Here is an 18052-nt window from a genome sequence, read left to right as displayed (position 1 = left end):
AACGGATATGGCACACCTGGACGTGACGCTCGGCGACGTCATCGAGGCGGCCAACACTCTCCAGAACGACAGGCAGCAAGTCACGATCGAGGCGGTGCGCGCCCTGATCGGCGCCGGCTCGACCAAGACCATCCACCAGCACCTGGCCACCTGGCGCGCCAGCCATGCGCAACCGGTCGAGCCGCCGAAGGCCGAGATGCCGCCCGAGCTGCTCGCCGAACTGAGCCGCTGGGCCCAGCAGTATGCGCAGGATGCCGGCGCCGGCATGCGCGATGCGCTGGCGCGCGCCGAGAGCGACATGGATGCGCTGCTCGAGGCCGGCAATGCACTCGAAGCCGAGCGTGACGGCCTGGACGCCGAACTGAGCGATGCGCGGGTCGCGCGCGAACAGGCTCAGTTGATCGCGGATGAACGCAACGAAGAGATCGAGCGCCTCACGGCCGAGCTGCGCAATGCGCGCCAGATCGCCGCCGATGCGCTGGTCGGCAAGGCCAAGGATCAGTTGGCGATCGATGGCAAGGATGCCCAGCTGGCCGACCTGCGCCAGCAGCTCGAGCGCAACGTGGCGGCCACCGCGGCCGAGTCGGATGCGCGCCTGCGCGCCCAGATGGAGCTGGTCGGCGTCACGACCGAGCGCGACAACCTGGCGGCCGAGGTCAAGGAATTGCGCACCATGCTCGACAACTCGCGCAGCGAACGCAGCAATCTGCGCGCCGAACTCGAAGCCCTGCGCGCACGCAAATAAGCCTGCGTCGGCTGAAATACAAAAAGGCCTCGGTTCACTGAACCGAGGCCTTTTTTTTTGTTGCATCACTGCTTGTTGAATGGCTGCGGCTCATGCCGCAGCCGTTCTCTACACCATTACTCCTGCGTTGCCGCCGGCACGTCCAGCGTGAACGCCTTCAGGCCCAGCGCAGCGCTGCTCTGCTGGCGGATCTGGTTGGCGAAGGCCGGATCGTCGTTCAGCTTGCGGCCGTACGAAGGAATCATTTCGTGCATCTTGGCTTGCCATTCCGGGGTTTCCAGCTTGTCGCGGAAGGCCGATGCCTTGAGCACCTTGAGCATGATCGGCGCGGCGGTCGAGGCGCCTGGCGATGCGCCCAGCAGGGCGGTCACGGAGCCGTCAGCCGAGGCAACGACTTCGGTGCCGAACTGCAGCAGGCCACCCTTCTTCGGGTCGTCCTTGACGATCTGGACGCGCTGGCCGGCGTTGACCAGTTCCCAGTCTTCCATCTTGGCTTCCGGCAGGTACTCACGCAGGGTGGCCACGCGGTCTTCCTGCGAGTTCATCACCTGCTCGACCAGGTACTTGGTCAGCGGAATGTTGTCGATGCCAGCCTGCACCATCGGACGCACGTTGCCGGTGCCGATCGAGGCCGGCAGGTCGACCCACGAACCGTTCTTGAGGAACTTGGTCGAGAAGGTCGCGAACGGTCCGAACAGCAGGGCTTTCTTGCCGTCGATGATACGGGTGTCGAGGTGAGGCACCGACATCGGCGGCGAACCGACCGAGGCCTTGCCGTACACCTTGGCGTGGTGCGCTTCGATCAGCGCCTGGTTGGTGGTCACCAGCCACTGGCCGCCGACCGGAACGCCACCGTAGCCCTTGGCTTCAGGAATGCCGGTCTTTTCCAGCAGCGGCAGCGCGCCGCCGCCGGCGCCGATGAACACGAACTTCGCGCTCACGGTCTTGAGCTTGTTGTCCGCCAGGTTCTTGACGGTCACGTTCCACAGGCCATCCTTGCCGCGCTTGATGTCTTCGACCTGGCTGCGCAGGTTCAGGGTCATGCCGTGGGTGCCGGTCAGGTGCTTGACCATGCTGCGGGTCAGGGTGCCGTAGTTGACGTCGGTACCGATGTCCATGCGGGTCGCGGCCACTTTCTGGTTCGCGTCGCGGCCGTTCATGACCAGCGGCGCCCACTTGCGGATCGTCTCATGATCTTCGGTGTACAGCATGCCCTTGAACAGGTTTTCCTTCTGCAGCGCATCGTAGCGCTTGCGCAGGTAGTTGATGTTGTCGTCACCCCAGACAAAGGCCATGTGCGGCACGTTGTTGATGAAGGTGTTCGGCGCGCCCAGGTATTCCTTCTTGACCTGGTAGGCCCAGAACTGCTTCGAGATCTCGAACTGTTCGTTGATGTCGACGGCCTTCTTGGTGTCGATGGTGCCGTCCGGCATTTCGGGCGTGTAGTTCAGCTCGGCGAAACCGGAGTGACCGGTGCCGGCATTGTTCATCGCGTCGGAGCTCTCGGCCGAGACCGAATCCATGCGCTCGAACATCTCGATCGTCAGTTCGGGATCGAGTTCCTTGAGCATGGTGCCGAGCGTGGCGCTCATGACGCCGGCTCCGATCAGGACGACGTCGACCGGCTTGTCATTGGAAGGAGCGGGGGCTTTGCTGCAAGATGCAACGATGAAGCAAGAAAGGACAACTAGAAGCGAGGTACGCATACGAGTATCACCTGAAAAATGTTTGCGATGGCCTGGCATGCAATCAGATTTAAAAAGTTCAACGGCTCGGTAAAGGAATGTTTCCACACCGCCTGCTGGCGGTATCGAAGCACCGATAAGGAACGGGTTGTCGGGACCTGTCGCGATCCGTGAGAACAGCAACAAAACTCGGCAACCGACGCATAGCGAAGGCAAGGCAACGGTAAACTGGATGACAGTCAAACCGGCCTTGCAGGCAACACGGATATGACGCGCTGACATGGATTGTCAGGCAGGCCAGTCGATATCCCTGGCGTCCATTGAGCGGGAAGTCCTATAGAGGACTGAGCGGAGTATAGCCCAAACAAATCAGGCTTGCGCGGACCACCCCCGGTAAACGTGGTCCTCTCAGTATTCGACCTGTGGCGGACTCAGTAGTAGTACCGAGTCCGCGGCGGTGGCACGTCGTGACGGCCGTGCCGTCGCTGTTTTCAGCGCTCCTTGCCGACCTGCCCGGCAGCGTCCAGGTCCATGACGTCGAAGATGTGGACGTGGCCGCCCCTGCGCACGAACAGCTCCTGGTACAGCTCGGCGGCACTCAGTTGTCCCCATTCGGCGGCGCGCCGCACCAGGCAGGGCACCGGACTGTGCGGCTCAGTCTCTTGCAGGAAGCCAGCCACCTGCTCCAGCAGCGCATAGGCCTCGGCGCGGTTGCGGATGAGGCGCGGCGCCGGCCCTGCGTTGGCATCGCTGGCTTCGGCGGCATCCTCCGGCGCGGCGGCGGCGGGTGGCGCCGGCGGCGGAGCGCTCGGTCGTGCATGCCGCGGCAGGCCGCGCCGCTGTAGTTCTTCCTCGAGCAGGCCGCGCGCCTGCTCGAGCACGCCCGCGAAGAGGGTGAACGGCACAGCGTCCTCGCCCAGCTTCGGGCCCAGCATGTCGGACAGGTGTTGCAGCATCGCCAGCGCGTCGGCCAGATCGCGCTCCATGTCGGCACAGGCGTCGTCCGGCAGCGCGGCGAGCGCGGCGGCCAGTTGGGCGCCGGTCGGGCCATCTCCCACCCAGTCCGGATCGGCCTGGCGCTGTCGCTCATGGTAACGCGCACGCGCCCAGTCGGTCAGCGCATAGGGCTGGCCGTGGTTGTCGAAGGCCAGCGGCACCTGGCGCAGGGCAGGCGCCGCTTTGCGGTCGATCCAGCTGAAAATATTGGCGCGGCGCACATCGGTGCCGTCTTCCGACCGGGGATGCAGGTCTTCCCAGTACCGCTCGCACAACAGCACCATGAGGTGCAAGGCGCCGGCGACCGCCGCAAGGTCGTGGCGATGGATCTGGGCTTCGAGCAGCCAGGCCGCCACCTGCAGGTCCTTGCCATGGTGGGCCAGGGCTTCACAGCATATGCGCGTCACCTTGTACGAGTCCGGTCCACCCATTTCGCGCTGGTGCATGGCCATCGGCGAGTTGGGGTCGTCGGCGGCGCGCCACTGGCGGATCACCTTGACGACGCCCTCGTTGGTGGCGGCCCGCCCGGCGCGGCCAGCGATGACATCGCCCTCGATCGGCGCCAGCAATCGTTCGATTGGCATGCCGCAGGCGTTGGACAAGGCCTGCTCGGCGCGCTGGATGAGGTGTTGGTCGATCATGGACGATCCTGTGTCTGTGCAAAAAATGGGGGCAGCTGTCCTGCTCTTGTCACATTCCTGAACTGGTGCAGGAAGGGCTGGGCGGCCGTGCTACTGGTCATCGGTCATCGTGGTGGCCGATCCTTTCGCCTGCCGGCTCAGGCGCCATATCGTGCGGTGGCCGAGGTGGACCGCTTCGACCTTGCCGGCATCGCGCAGGCGCGCGAGTGCGCCTTCGGTGATACCGATGTGTTCGGGCAGCCCTTCCCATGCAATCCAATGGTGATGGATGCCCTCTGCGGTGTCGGCGCTGGCCGGGCGCTGCTCCAGGTAGGAAAGGATGGCGCGTTCGGCGACATCGATGGCGTCGTGATGCATGGCAGTCCCTCCGAAAATGTCGTTGTCCGTTTTTCCATTATTGATACTACGGCAAGTGCGGCTGACCAATGCTGTCCAGTCAGACCGCAGGCCAGTCGAGCCGCTGCATCCGGTTCTCGGCCGCTTCCGGACGCCCGAACAGATAGCCCTGGAAGTGCGAGCAGCCTTCCTCCATCAAGCGCTGCAATTGCTCCTCGGTTTCCACGCCCTCGGCCGTGGTCTCGATCAACAGGCTGCTGGAGAGGCCGGTGATGGCGCGAATGATCGCCATCGCTTCCCGGCTCTGCCCGATCTCTTGCACGAACGACTTGTCGATCTTGATCTTGTCGAAAGGGAAGGAGCGCAGATAGCTCAGCGAGGAATAACCGGTGCCGAAGTCGTCGAGCGAAATGCGCACGCCCAGCTTCTTCAAGGCTTTCAGGGTGCGGATATTGCCGTCGCTATTGTCGAGCAACACCGACTCGGTGATCTCGAGTTCCAGCCGCTCGGCCGCGAGGCCGGAATCGGCCAGCGCCAGCGCCACCATGCTGACCAGTTCGCTGCTCTTGAACTGGATCGGCGACAGGTTGACGGCGATCGTTTCGCCGTTGGTCCAGGTCGCCGCTTCCTGGCAAGCGAGGTTCAGTGCGCGCGCGCCGAGCTCGTGTATCAGGCCGGTTTCTTCGGCGATCGGTATGAAGTCGATCGGCGCGATCGGACCGCGTTCCGGATGCCGCCAGCGGATCAGGGCCTCATAGCCCGAGATGCGGTTGCCGGCCTTCTCGACGATCGGTTGATAGTGCATCTGCAGCTCGCCGCGGTGCAGCGCGCGGCGCAGGTCGATCTCGATCTGGCGCCGTACCCGCGCCGCCGCCTCCATCTCGGGCCGGAACACCTCATGGCGGTTGCGGCCGTTGCGCTTGGCTTCATACAAGGCCATGTCCGCGTGCTGCAGCAACTGCTCGGCCGTGCTGCCGGTGGGCGTGGACAGCGCGATGCCGACGCTGATACCGACCGCGAAGCTGTGGCCCTCGATCGAGAATGCCGGCGCCACCGCCTCGATCAGGCGCTGCGCCGCCTGTTGCGCTTCTTCCAGGCGCTTGATGCGCGGCAGGACCACGGCGAACTCGTCGCCGCCCAGGCGCGCCAGCGTGTCCTGGTCGCGCAGGCATTTGCGCAAGCGGCCCGCCAGCGTCAAGAGGATCTTGTCGCCGAAGCCATGGCCGTAGGCGTCGTTGATGTTCTTGAAATTGTCCAGGTCGAGGCACAGGATGCCCACCCCGGAGTCATCCTCCGCGCTGTGCGCGAGCGCGCTCTCGAGGCGTGCGTTGAACAGGTTGCGGTTGGGCAGATTGGTCAGGCCGTCGTGCTGCGCCATGTGGTGGATTTGCGCATAGGCGGCCAGCTCGTCGGTCACGTCTTCGGTGATGATCAGGACGTAATCGCCCTCGCCGTCGGGCTGCTTGCCCAGCACCGTGCGGCTGCGCAGGCTGCGCGGGCCGACCGAGGTTTCGACCAGCACGGCGTCGTCCAGCCCGACCCTGGTGGGCGCCGCATGCGCCGTCTGGCGCTCGACGTAGTCGGCCACGCTCGGGCTCAGGCAATCGCCGACTGGCAAGCCCTTGAGGTCGACATAGACCTGGGCGAACAGGCGCTGCGCCTGCTGGTTGGCCAGCAGGATGGTGCGCGATGCGACGTCCAGCACCAGCACGCTGGCCGGGATGTTGGCGATCACCGAATCGAGGAAGTGCGACAGCGAGGCCATCTGGCGGCTATAGGCTTCGGCCAGCTCCTTGGCCTCGACCAGCTTGCGCCGCTGCTGGTGGCGTTCGGTGATGTCGCGCGTGATCTTGGCAAAGCCGACCAGGGCGCCGTCGTCGTCGCGGATGGCGTCGATCACGACGTGGGCCCAGAACGCGCTGCCATCCTTGCGCACACGCCAGCCCTGGTCTTCGAAGCGGCCGGTGCGGGTGGCGATCTCGAGGTTGATGTCGGGCAGGCCGGCTTCCCGGTCTTCGGCGCCGTAGAAGCACGCATAGTGGCGGCCGACGATCTCGCCGGCGATATAGCCCTTGGCGCGCTGGGCGCCGGCGTTCCAGCTGGAGACGACGCCGGTCGGCGTGAGCATGTAGATGGCGTAGTCGACCACCCCCTGGACAAGGAGGCGGTACATCAGGTCGGGGTTCTCGGTGTTGATGGGCATGACAATGGAAACCGAAACACCGGGCAGGCGCGGTGCGGCGCCCCTGGCCGCGTGGACGCGCCGGGGCGGTCGGTCAGGAGCTTGACTATACAGGATTTAGTTCTTTGTAGAACTATTTCCGGTGCGCGCTCTATACGGGTCGCGAGCGACCAGGCGCGGATTGCCGGTGTGCTCGTAGCGCAGGCGCAAGTCGCCTCCCAGCGTCAGGCGCACATGGTCCGCGAGCGGGCGGCCCTTCCAGCATGCGGTGCGGCTGCCTTGCCGGCCGCATCCCTGGCGCTGGACCTTGACGTCGTCGTCGAAGCGCTACGGCTGGAACTGCGCGAGCGCGGCGTCGGCTGCCAGCAGCAAAGGAATGGCGAGCCAGGCCGCGTGCGCATTCACCTTACCGCGCCTGGTAATAGCCGCCGAAGTGCTTGATCGGCGACCACGCGGGCAAGATCTCGGGCAATGCCGGCGACAGCGAACCGTAGTCCTGTGCGCCGTACACCACCCGGCCATCCATGACCGTCAGGACCGAGGAAACGGACTTGATCTGGGCTTCCGGCACCGTAAAGTAATCCCGGTCGAGCAGCGCGAAGTCGGCGAGGTAGCCGGGGGCGATCATGCCCATCTCGGACTCGGTGTTCATGAACCACGCCGCATTGCGCGTAAACAGCTTGAGCGCTTCTTCACGTGTGAGGCGGTTATTCCGGGCCAGGATCTCGGCGCCGGAGATCGATTTTCCGGACACCATCCAGCTGATGCCGATCCACGGATTGAACGAGGCGGCGCGGAAGGCGTCGGTGGTCATGGCCAGCGGCACGCCGCTGTCGACGAGCTCGCGCAGGCGCGGGGTGATCAAGGCCTTGTCGCGGCCGTGGGTCTTGACGAAGCTGTCGCCATGCAGCGCCATCTTGGTGTCCAGGGCGATGCCGCCGCCCAGCGCCTTCACGCGGGCGACGTTGGCCGGACTGATGGTCTCGGCGTGTTCGAGGCTCCAGCGCAGGCCGTCGAGCGGCATCTTCTGGTCGAGCTTCTCGAGCGCATCGAGGAAGGGCGTGATGTTCTCGTCGTAGGTGATGTGCTCGCGGAAGGGAATGCGCCGCTGGACCAGCTTGGCGATGTCGCGCTCGACCAGTCGATGCATCTTGGCCGGCTCGATGATGACCGCCGGACGGTCGAAGTTTTCGTGGTCATGCACCTCCACCGCCAGCAGCTCGCCGGCGCCCTGGTAGGAGTGGCCATGGGCCAGGTGCGGGTGCAGGTTGTGGCCGGGAGCGATCGGCGCCGTCCTGGTGATCGCCGTGATCTGGGCATCCACCACGTTGAAGTCGGCGCCGTCGCCGAACTGGATGTCCATGAAGGGCATGCGGATGTTGAGGCGGTTGTCGCGGGCGAGGGCGTCCACGGTGCCCACGGCCTTGGGATAGCCGCGGAAGCCCGTGCCCGCATCGACGATCGACGTGACCCCGACACGGTTCAGACTATGCACCGTCTGGACCAGCGAGCTCACCTCTTCCTCCGGGGTGAGCTGGGGAACCATGGTTTCCATGGTGATGAAGGTGAACGTGAAGCCGTGGACCACGCCCGTAAAGCGGCCCTGCGCGTCTTTCTCCAGCTCGGTGCCCGGCAGGTTGGGGAACCTGTCGGTGCCGGCGCCGAGGGCGTCCAGCGCCTGCTGGTTCAGGAAGGCGCGGTTGTAGGCGTACTGCACGATGAGCGGACGGTTGGGGACGGCCTTGCGCAGTTCGTCCATGGTGGGGAAGCGGTTTTCCTCGAACTGGTAGGGAGACCAGCCGCCGATCACCTTCACCCAGTGGCCTTCCGGGGTGCGCCTGGCTTGCTCGCTCAGCATCTGCAGGGCCCGGCGCAGCGTGGGCACGCCGTCCCAGCGCAGGGTGTAGTTGTAGCCGCCCTCGTTGAGCACGTGGGTGTGGGCGTCGATGATGCCCGGGATGAGCCGGCGGCCGCGGGAATCGATGATTTTCGTGTTGGCGTTCTTCAGGCCCAGCACGTCGGCATCGGCGCCGACCGAGTAGATGCGGCCGTTCTTGACGGCCACGGCGGATGCCGAAGGTTGTGCGGGATTGCCGGTGCAGATCTTGGCGTTATGGACGATCAGGTCGGCGCCTGGCGCTTCCTGAGTGGCTTGCGCGAGGGCGTTGTTCAGGCCACTTAATACCATGAGTCCGATGAATAAAATCGACTTCACTGCTGCTCCCCATTCGATGGATTGAAACTACATTGAATGAGAGAAGGTTACCCATACGGTCCAGCATGGTCACTGATCATTCTTGCTGTTTGCAGCACGATTCGATCATCGTGTCACGATCGGGTATCCGACAGCATCGTATCGGCGATATCCAGCATCGCCCGCAGGCGATCCATATGCCGCAGGTCGTGGTGGTAACCGACCCAGATATCCCTGCCCGGGGGTTGGTCCGGCATGTCGATGCGCTGCAAGCCAGATAGCGCATCGCCAAGCGGCCTCGGCAGCACTGCAATGCCCATGCCTTGCAGGCACATCTGTGCCTGCAAGGCATGGGCATTGCAGGCACATCTGTGCCTGCAAGGCCCGGCTCGTGCTCGTGAAGACCCGCCGCGACAGTGGAAACCTGTCGAGCAGCCAGGCGACATCGGGAAAGTGGGACTGCGCCGTATTCATGAGAACAAGGCCGACCGATGCCGGATCGGAATGCAGTGCGGATGCGGTGCCGGCCGAACCATACACGCCATATGCCATGCTCATCAGGCGGCGCTGGACGATGTCCGGTTCGCTGAAAGGAACGAGCCGAAACGCCACATCGGCCTCGCGACGCGACAGGTCGAGCAGGCGGTAGCTGGCGATGACTTCCGGCACGACGGCCGGATGGCGGCGCGTCAATTCGGCCAGCACAGGCGCCAACACATAGCCTGCGAACCACTCTGCCGAGGATATCCGCAACATGCCTTCGAGGCGTTCGTGATTGCCCGCCAAACGTCTTTCCATGGCCAGCGCGGAATTCTCCATGGATTCGGCCAGCGCCAGCACGCCGTCCCCGGCATCCGTGAGAACCAGTCCATCCCTGGTCCGGCGAAACAGCGCCTGCTGCGCCTCGTCCTCCAGCGCCTTGATCCGGCGGCCGACTGTCGGATGGCTCACACCCAGCGTCCGGGCGGCTTCACCGAACGATCCGCCACGAACTACTGCCAGGAAGATGCGGACGTCGCTCCATTCCATGTCGTCGCTACCCGTTCAAAAATGTACTTGGAATATACATGGATGGCAGTTCTCAAACAATATCGTAGGGGTCACCATGGCGCTTCAAGCGTGCCGGCCCATTCCGGGCTGGCCTCATCCGGGATCGCAAGACATGAACAAGTTAGCAGGCAAGGTCGCCATCGTGACGGGCGCGTCGAAAGGTATCGGTGCGGGCATCGCGCGACGGCTCGCGGCCGACGGCGCGAAGGTCGTCGTCAATTACGCCTCGAGCAAGAGCGGTGCAGACAAGGTGGTCGCCGACATCGAAGCCGCCGGCGGGATCGCCGTGGCGGTGGGCGCGGATGTCACCAACAAGACGGAGGTCGAAGCGCTGGTCAGGGCGGCGATCGACCATTTCGGGCGCCTGGACATCGTGGTGAACAACTCCGGCATCTACCAGTTCGCCCGGATCGAAGAAACCACCGAAGAACGCTATCGCAAGCAGTTCGATATCAACGTTCTCGGTCCGCTGCTGGTCACCGCAGCCGCCACGCCACACCTGGGCGAGGGCGCCAGCATCATCAACATCAGTTCCAACGTCACGAGCGTTCTTCCGGCCGAGAGCGCCATCTACAGCGGCACGAAGGGCGCGATCGACACCATCACCGGCGTGCTCGCGCGCGAACTCGGCCCGCGCGGCATCCGGGTCAATGCCGTGAACCCCGGCTTGGTCGACACCGAAGGCACCCACGCCGCCGGGGCAATCGGATCCGACTTCCAGGCCTGGAACGAGGAGCGGACACCGCTCGGCCGCGTCGGCCGGGTGCAGGACATCGCGCCGATCGTGTCCTTTCTCGCGTCAAGCGATGCCGGCTGGGTGACGGGCGAGATCGTCCTGGGTTCGGGAGGCATGCGCTGATGGACGTTGGCATCATCGGGCTGGGCGCAATGGGCCGCGCGATTGCGCGCAATCTGGCTGCGGCGGGGCATGCAGTGAAGGCGTGGAATCGTTCCGGTGGAGACTTCGCTGGCGTGCGGATGGTGGAGACGCCGGCGCAAGCGCTGCAGGCGGACGTCGCCTTGACGATGCTGTCCGACGATGCGGCGATCCGCAGTGTGTTGCTGGAGTCGGGGGCCCTGGCGCAAGCGCGCGCGGAGCTGGTGCATGTCGTCGCATCGACCATCTCTGTCGCCTTCGCACGGGAACTCGTCGACTATCACGGCGCCGCGAAGATCGGCTACGTGGCCGCGCCGGTGCTGGGGCGGCCGGACGTTGCCGCCAAGGGGGAACTGCAGGTGCTGGCCGCCGGTCAGCCCGCGGCACTGGACACGGTTCGGCCAGTGCTGGAAGTCATCGGCAAGCGCGTATGGGACATGGGCGCGGAGCCGCCAACCGCGTATGCCGCCAAGCTCGCCTGCAACATGATGATCACGATGGCGATCGAGGCCATGGCCGAAGCCGTCGTGCTGACCGAATCGCATGGACTGGCGCGCGAGCGGTTCTTCGACCTGATCCTGCATACCCTGTTCGGCAGTCGTTCATACCAGGTGTATTCGGCCAATATCATGCACGAGCGCTACGAGCCGGGATTCAAGGCATCGCTGGGCTTGAAGGATTTGCGGCTTGCGCATGCGGCGGTGGAGGAGCTGGGGCGGCAGCTGCCGATGCTCGATGCGGTTCGTCAGCGAATGGGCGAGGCGGTCAATGCAGGCGGTGGTGAAAGGGATTGGTCGGTGATGGCTGACTACACCATTCGGTCGGCATAGTCCTGCTATGCCAAAGGCCTAGCGGCCGGCGGGCCGCATGTGTTGGTGGGGATATCGAACAAGTCGTTAGGATGGCTGGATGGGCGACACCATTACCCGCATGACGTCGCCTGTCATCTAGACGGGCAGGATAAATTCGTGCACGCACAAAGGATTCTTGGCAGGACCGTTTTTTTGCAGGAACTCCTTCGCCTTCTCCGTGTCGATGCGAATACACTGCACCGGGCGATAATAACCTGGCATGGCTTCGACACTGTATGCGAACACGCCGGTCTCCACGAGAGCGTCCACTACCGCTGTCGTAGCCTGCATCACGTTGCGGTAAGGGGAATCTTTTGGAAGAAAGCAGCGACGCAGGATCGCATCGAGACCGTTCACAGCCTCGCCCTTGAATCGGTCGTAGCCTTGACGTCGTTTGCTAATTGCCAGCATCGATATCGTTCCGCGCTGCATCCAGGCATCGATGAACTGAACAAGATCGATCGCTGCTCCTGGCCCACCATACGGCAGCCGGACAAAAAGTCCATCGGCGGTGAGGAGCGAACTCGTGGCAATTTCCTGGCCTTCTGCGGCGCCGGAGCCGTTGTTACGTAAGTACTCAGCGTAGGGAATAACGACGAAGGCAGGCTCGCCATCCGCGCCATAAATGTATTGATGAGACATGGTTACTTTTGGATTTTGGTTGTAATACATCGAAGTTGACGGCCACGTGCAAGCAGCGAACCATGCCTGTTTGGTTGTAATACATCGAAGTCTACATCCAAATACATTGAAAATCTACTGCCTCGTTGCATCGTGTATGAAAGAAAAAGCCCATGAACCGAAGCTCATGGGCTTTTTCAGATGCTGCTGGGTAGTGAGTTTGGCTTGCGTTCTCGCTTACTTACACCCTTCGATCGTAGCTGCTCACTCGACCGTCACCGACTTCGCCAGATTACGCGGCTTGTCCACATCGGTCCCACGCGCCAGCGCCGTGTGATACGCCAGCAGCTGCAGCGCCGCCACGTGCAGGATCGGCGACAGCAAGCCGTAGTGTTCCGGCAGGCGAATCACGTGCAGGCCATCACCCGAGGTGATGCGCGAATCGACGTCGGCGAACACATACAGCTGGCCGCCACGCGCGCGCACTTCCTGCATGTTCGACTTCAGCTTTTCCAGCAGCGCATCGTTCGGCGCGATCGTTACTACCGGCATTTCTTCGGTCACCAGCGCCAGCGGGCCGTGCTTCAGTTCGCCGGCCGGGTAGGCCTCGGCGTGGATGTACGAGATTTCCTTGAGCTTCAGCGCGCCTTCCAGGGCGATCGGGTAGTGGATGCCGCGACCCAGGAACAGGGCGTTCTCTTTACGCGCGAATTCCTCGGCCCAGGCGATGATCTGCGGCTCGAGCGCCAGCACCGACGACAGCGCGACCGGCAGGTGACGCATCATCTTGAGGTGTTCGGCTTCCTCGGCATCGGTCAGGCGGCCGTTGACTTGCGCCAGGGTCAGGGTCAAGAGGAACAGCGCCGCCAGCTGGGTGGTGAAGGCCTTGGTCGAGGCCACGCCGACTTCGACGCCGGCGCGGGTGATGTAGGCCAGCTGGCACTCGCGCACCATGGCGCTGGTCGAGACGTTGCAGATGGTCAGCGTATGGTGCATGCCGAGGCTGCGCGCGTGCTTGAGCGCGGCCAGGGTGTCGGCCGTCTCGCCGCTCTGCGAGATGGTCACCACCAGGGTGTCGGGGTGCGGCACGCTGTCGCGGTAGCGGTATTCGCTGGCGATCTCGACGTTCACCGGCACCTTGGCCACCGACTCGATCCAGTACTTGGCGGTGAGGCCGGCGTAGTAGCTGGTGCCGCAGGCCAGGATCAGCACGCGGTCGATCTTCTTGAACACGGCATAGGCGCCGTCGCCGAACAGTTCCGGCATCACGCCGGTCACGCCCTCGAGCGTGTCGCCGATGACGCGCGGCTGCTCGAAGATCTCTTTTTGCATGTAGTGGCGGTACGGGCCGAGCTCGGCCGCGCCGGTATGGGCGTGCACGGTTTTCACTTCGCGCTCGACCGGACGGCCGTCGACGTCGACGATCCAGTAGCGGGCCAGCTGCAGGTCGACCACGTCGCCTTCTTCCAGATAGATGATCTGGTCGGTGGTGCCGGCCAGCGCCATCGCATCGGAGGCGACGAAGTTCTCGTCCTTGCCGACGCCGACGATCAGCGGCGAGCCCTGGCGCGCGGCGATCACGCGGTGCGGTTCTTCGCGGCAGAACACGGCGATCGCGTAGGCGCCGTGCAGGCGCTTGACGGCTTGCTGCACGGTCTCGAACAGGTCGCCGGTGTACAGGTGGTCGACCAGGTGGGCGATGACCTCGGTGTCGGTCTGGCTCGTGAACTTGTAGCCCAGGCCGGTCAGCTCGGCACGCAGCTCATCGTGGTTTTCGATGATGCCGTTGTGGACAAGTGCAATGCGGGCATTGTCTTCGGTCGGCGAGAAGTGCGGGTGGGCATTGTGCGACGCCGGGGCGCCGTGGGTGGCCCAGCGCGTGTGGGCGATGCCGGTGAAGCCGTCGAGGCTGGCCTCTTTGACTTGCGATTCGAGGTCGGCCACGCGCGAGGTGGAGCGCGAGCGGGTCAGGCGGCCATCGAGGTGGACGGCGACGCCGCAGGAATCGTACCCGCGGTATTCGAGCCGTTTCAGGCCCTCGATCAGGACGGGGGTGATATTACGCTTGGCGACTGCACCGACGATACCGCACATGGCTAACCTCTCGAATGGAAAAACTGTTGAGTCTTATCGTAAGGCAATCGTGATGAAATAAGCTTACAGTGCGCAGGCATATTTGTTAGATTATTTCATGACGACCCATGAGCAAAATAATATTTCATATACACATAAAAATTTACCGAATATTTCATCACGATGACCGAACTACCCACCCTCGACGACCTCGATCGTCGCATTCTGAATATTTTGCAAACTGACGCATCGCATACGAACGCCGAACTGGCGGCGCTCGTGCACGTGTCGCCGCCGACTTGTTTGCGCCGCGTGAAGCAGCTGACCGACAGTGGCGTCATCGAACGCCAGGTGGCGATCGTGGCGCCCGACAAGGTCGGCAGCCGCCTGTCCGCCATCGTCGAGATCACGCTCGACGTGCAGGCCGCCGAACGCATGGAAGAGTTCGAGAACCTGGCCGCCAGGGAAGCGGCCGTGCTGCAGTGCTACCGGGTGTCGCCGGGACCCGATTTCGTGCTGGTCGTGCAGGTCGCCGACATGCCGGCCTACCACGCGCTGGCGCACCGGCTGTTCACGTCGCACGCGAACGTGCGCAACGTGAAAGCCTATTTTTCGACCCACCGCAGCAAATTCGACACCCGCATCGCCGTGTAAAACACGGGCCGCCGCCTGTGGATAATATTGTGGAAGACCAGGTGGATGGACAGGGGGTAACCACGGTAAAACCCTGTGTTTATCTTGTTTGCTTCCTGTGATTACCCTGTCGACAGCCGGTGGATTACTTCTTCACTTTCACCGGACGCTTCCATCCTTCGATGGTGATCTGCTTGGGCCGCGAGATGGTCAGCTTGCCGGCCGGCGCATCCTTGGTGAGCGTGGTGCCGGCGCCAATGGTGGCGCCCTTGCCGATCGTCACCGGCGCCACCAGCTGGCTGTCGCTGCCGACGAATACCTCGTCCTCGATCACGGTGCGGAATTTATTCGCGCCGTCGTAGTTGCAGGTGATGACGCCGGCGCCGACGTTCACGCGCGAGCCGACGGTGGCGTCGCCGATATAGGCCAGGTGGTTGGCCTTGCTGTGCGCCGCCACGGTGCTGTTCTTGACCTCGACAAAGTTACCCACATGGACGTCCTCGCCCAGCTCGGTGCCGGGACGCAGGCGTGCATACGGTCCGATCTGCGAGGCGGCGCCGATGGTGGCGTCTTCGATATGGCAGAACGGTTTGATATTGGCGCCAGCACCGGCCGTGGCGCCGACCAGCACGCAGTTGGCGCCGACCTTCACGCCATCGGCCAGCTCCACCCGGCCTTCGAACACGCAGCCGACATCGATGACGACATCGCGGCCGCAGATCAGTTCGCCGCGCACATCGATGCGCGCCGGATCCATCAAGGTCACGCCTTTTTCCAGCAGGGCATGGGCGATATTCAGTTGATGACGACGCTCGAGCTCGGCCAGCTGCACCTTGCTGTTCACGCCAGCCACTTCCCATTCACCCGACGGTTGCGCCGACACGACCGGCACGCCGTCCGCCACGGCCTGGGCCACGATATCGGTCAGGTAGTACTCGCCCTGGGCATTGTTGTTGGACAGCGCCGCCAGCCACTTCTTGAGGTGGCGGGTCGGGATCGCCATGATGCCGCTGTTGATTTCGCGGATGGCGCGCTCGGCCTCGCTGGCATCCTTTTCTTCGACGATGCGCACGATATGGCCGTTCTCGCGCACGATGCGGCCCAGGCCGAAGGGGTTGGCCTGTTCGACGGTCAGGATGCCCAGCTTGTCGCTTCCTGCGGCCTCGACCAGGCGGCGCAGCGTGTCCGCCGTGGTCAGCGGCACGTCGCCATACAGCACCAGGGTGGCGGCGCCGTCGTCCAGTTGCGGCACGGCCTGCATCACGGCGTGGCCGGTGCCCAGCTGCGGCTGCTGCAGGGCGGTATCGATCGACACACCGGTCTCTTGCGCCAGCGCGGACACCATGTCGGGCACCGCTGCGCCGCCGTGCCCGTAAATCACACATAATTTCTGCGGACTCAGGCTACGTGCCGTATCGATAACATGGCGCAACAGCGGCTTACCAGCCAATGGATGCAGGACTTTCGGCAGGGCGGATTGCATGCGCTTTCCCATGCCGGCGGCGAGGATCACAACGTTCATAAGCCGTTCTCAAAAAGTTGAAAATATGAAAAATTCTAGCATGCGAGATACCTTGTTCCGGCGCACCTTTGCGTTATTCGCGATTGCCTTGATGGCGCTGGCGGCCGGTTGCAGCACCATCCGCTTTTCGTACAACCAGGGCGACACCTTACTGTACTGGTGGATGAATTCCTATGTCGACTTCGAAGGACAACAGGCCGACATCGCCAAGCGCGACATCAATGGTTTGTTCCAGTGGCATCGCCAGACCCAGTTGCGCGACTATGCCGCTTTATTAGGCAGTTTCCAGCAAAAACTGGCCGGCAACCCGAGCCAGGCCGACCTGCTCCAGGCCTACCGCGAGATCCGCGTGCGCGGCGAACGCCTGTCCCAGCGCGCGGTGCCGGAACTGACGACGCTGGCCATGTCGATCACCCCCGCGCAGATCGCCAATATCGACAAGAAGTTCAAGGACAAGAACGAGGAATACCGGCGCAAGTTCATGAGCGGCAGCATCGAGAAGCGCCAGCGCGCGCGCTTCAAGAAGTCGATGGAGCAAATGGAACTGTGGTTTGGCAATTTCACCAGCGAACAAGAAGCCGCCCTGCGCCGCGCCTCCGACCTGCGCCCACTCGATAACCAGCAATGGTTGGAGGAGCGCCAGTACCGCCAGCGCCGCATCCTGGCGCTGCTGCAGGAGGTGCAACAGAAAAAGCTCAACCGCGAGCAGACCACGGCCAGGGTGCAAGGCCTGATGCGCGAGTTGTTCACACGCATGGAGTCGCCCGAGCGCAAGGCCTTCTATGACGCCAGCATCGACCACACGACGAAATACATCCTGACCGCGATCAAACTGGCGACGCCGCAGCAAAAGGCCCATGCGCAGCAACGCATGCAGGGCTGGATCAATGATTTCGAGGCCTTGGCGGCAGGTAAATAAGCAGGGAAGGGCGGCCCCGCAGGGTGGGAAACCCGCATGCTATAGTGCCGCCCATGCAAAGAAAGTCCATCAAATCAAGGCCCCAGGCCGCCAAACCCCACGGCGCGCCGCGCATGGCCCAGCACCAGGTCCGCATCATCGGCGGCGCCTGGAAACGCACGCTGCTGCCGGTGGTCGACGCCCTCGGCCTGCGTCCCACCCCCGACCGCGTGCGCGAAACCGTGTTCAACTGGATCAACCACCAGCTCGGCAGCGACTGGGACCAGGCCGGTTTTCTCGACCTGTACGCGGGTTCCGGCGTGCTCGGCTTCGAGGCCGCCAGCCGCGGCGCGGCGAAGGTGACCATGGTCGACAACCACGGCCCGGCCGTGCGCCAGCTCGAAGCCAACCGCGACAAGCTCAAGGCCGACAACATCACGATCCTGCGCGCCGACGCCCTGACCCTGGCGCGCGACCTGGCCACCCGCGGCCAGCGCTACGACGTGATCTTCCTCGACCCGCCTTATCAACAGGATTTGTTGGCCAAGACCCTGCCGCTGTGCGCGGCGCTGCTGCTCGAAGGCGGCATGGTGTATGCCGAAGCCGAGGCGCCGTTGCCGACCGGGGGCGACGACGTCCCCGACTGGCTGATTGGCTGGGAAGTGGTGCGCGCCGACAAGGCGGGCATGGTGTATTACCATTTGCTGAAGCTGCAGGAAAAGGCGGCCTGAGTCCCGCCAAGGGCCTG

At 63.7% G+C, this 18052-nt stretch carries 15 protein-coding genes; 6 read left to right on the top strand and 9 right to left on the bottom strand.

Annotated elements, in window-relative coordinates:
* Positions 1-7 precede the first annotated feature (7 nt).
* Positions 8-745 carry a DNA-binding protein gene (locus LO55_RS07195; protein WP_229410094.1) on the top strand — a complete coding sequence of 246 codons (738 nt, stop codon included), beginning with the start codon at positions 8-10 and terminating at the stop codon, positions 743-745.
* Positions 746-861: 116 nt separating this feature from the next.
* Here LO55_RS07195 and mqo read toward each other — a convergent pair whose 3' ends face one another.
* From mqo to LO55_RS27425, 6 genes are all read right to left on the bottom strand, one after another.
* Complete coding sequence (gene mqo / locus LO55_RS07190; RefSeq protein WP_005664189.1) at positions 862-2451, bottom strand: malate dehydrogenase (quinone); 1590 nt, start codon at positions 2449-2451, stop codon at positions 862-864.
* A gap of 470 nt (positions 2452-2921) precedes the next feature.
* The gene (gene tssA, locus LO55_RS07185) at positions 2922-4067 is read right to left on the bottom strand and encodes a type VI secretion system protein TssA (RefSeq protein ID WP_071360970.1); all 1146 of its coding nucleotides are present in this window, start codon (positions 4065-4067) and stop codon (positions 2922-2924) included.
* A 90-nt stretch (positions 4068-4157) separates the two neighbouring features.
* A complete protein-coding gene (locus LO55_RS07180; RefSeq protein WP_071360969.1) occupies positions 4158-4424 on the bottom strand; it encodes a hypothetical protein in 267 nt (88 codons plus the stop codon).
* 79 nt (positions 4425-4503) lie between these two features.
* Positions 4504-6606 (bottom strand): putative bifunctional diguanylate cyclase/phosphodiesterase, encoded by a 2103-nt coding sequence (locus LO55_RS07175; protein ID WP_071360968.1) that lies wholly within the window; start codon positions 6604-6606, stop codon positions 4504-4506.
* Between the two features lie 385 nt (positions 6607-6991).
* Positions 6992-8800, bottom strand: coding sequence for an amidohydrolase (locus LO55_RS07170; protein WP_218145973.1), 1809 nt, complete (start codon positions 8798-8800; stop codon positions 6992-6994).
* A gap of 105 nt (positions 8801-8905) precedes the next feature.
* Positions 8906-9808, bottom strand: coding sequence for a LysR family transcriptional regulator (locus tag LO55_RS27425; protein WP_441293273.1), 903 nt, complete (start codon positions 9806-9808; stop codon positions 8906-8908).
* Positions 9809-9941: 133 nt separating this feature from the next.
* Here LO55_RS27425 and LO55_RS07160 point away from each other — a divergent pair, with 133 nt between their 5' ends.
* Positions 9942-10688 (top strand): glucose 1-dehydrogenase, encoded by a 747-nt coding sequence (locus tag LO55_RS07160; protein WP_071360967.1) that lies wholly within the window; start codon positions 9942-9944, stop codon positions 10686-10688.
* The gene (locus LO55_RS07155) at positions 10688-11536 is read left to right on the top strand and encodes an NAD(P)-dependent oxidoreductase (protein ID WP_071360966.1); all 849 of its coding nucleotides are present in this window, start codon (positions 10688-10690) and stop codon (positions 11534-11536) included. The genes LO55_RS07160 and LO55_RS07155 overlap by 1 nt, the downstream gene beginning before the upstream one ends.
* A gap of 117 nt (positions 11537-11653) precedes the next feature.
* Here the strand turns inward: LO55_RS07155 and LO55_RS07150 are convergent, their stop codons facing one another.
* Positions 11654-12229, bottom strand: coding sequence for a hypothetical protein (locus LO55_RS07150; protein WP_071360965.1), 576 nt, complete (start codon positions 12227-12229; stop codon positions 11654-11656).
* A 213-nt stretch (positions 12230-12442) separates the two neighbouring features.
* Positions 12443-14272 carry a glutamine--fructose-6-phosphate transaminase (isomerizing) gene (glmS, locus tag LO55_RS07145; protein WP_071360964.1) on the bottom strand — a complete coding sequence of 610 codons (1830 nt, stop codon included), beginning with the start codon at positions 14270-14272 and terminating at the stop codon, positions 12443-12445.
* A gap of 162 nt (positions 14273-14434) precedes the next feature.
* Between glmS and LO55_RS07140 the strand changes: the two genes are divergently transcribed.
* Positions 14435-14905 (top strand): Lrp/AsnC family transcriptional regulator, encoded by a 471-nt coding sequence (locus LO55_RS07140; RefSeq protein WP_071360963.1) that lies wholly within the window; start codon positions 14435-14437, stop codon positions 14903-14905.
* Positions 14906-15029: 124 nt separating this feature from the next.
* Here the strand turns inward: LO55_RS07140 and glmU are convergent, their stop codons facing one another.
* Positions 15030-16406 (bottom strand): bifunctional UDP-N-acetylglucosamine diphosphorylase/glucosamine-1-phosphate N-acetyltransferase GlmU, encoded by a 1377-nt coding sequence (glmU, locus tag LO55_RS07135; protein WP_071360962.1) that lies wholly within the window; start codon positions 16404-16406, stop codon positions 15030-15032.
* Between glmU and LO55_RS07130 the strand changes: the two genes are divergently transcribed.
* Together LO55_RS07130 and rsmD are read left to right on the top strand one after the other, a co-directional pair.
* On the top strand, positions 16366-17325 hold the full coding sequence (locus tag LO55_RS07130; protein WP_307188242.1) for a DUF6279 family lipoprotein: 960 nt from the start codon (positions 16366-16368) through the stop codon (positions 17323-17325). The genes glmU and LO55_RS07130 overlap by 41 nt on opposite strands.
* 53 nt (positions 17326-17378) lie before the next feature.
* Positions 17379-18035, top strand: coding sequence for a 16S rRNA (guanine(966)-N(2))-methyltransferase RsmD (gene rsmD / locus LO55_RS07125; protein WP_370659599.1), 657 nt, complete (start codon positions 17379-17381; stop codon positions 18033-18035).
* Positions 18036-18052 lie beyond the last annotated feature (17 nt).

Origin of the sequence: Massilia timonae, from assembly GCF_001866515.1 — a bacterium.
Classification (GTDB): Bacteria; Pseudomonadota; Gammaproteobacteria; order Burkholderiales; family Burkholderiaceae_D; genus Telluria; species Telluria timonae.
The sequence above is the reverse complement of the archived record's forward strand: the minus strand, read 5'-3'. Positions and strand labels throughout refer to the sequence as shown.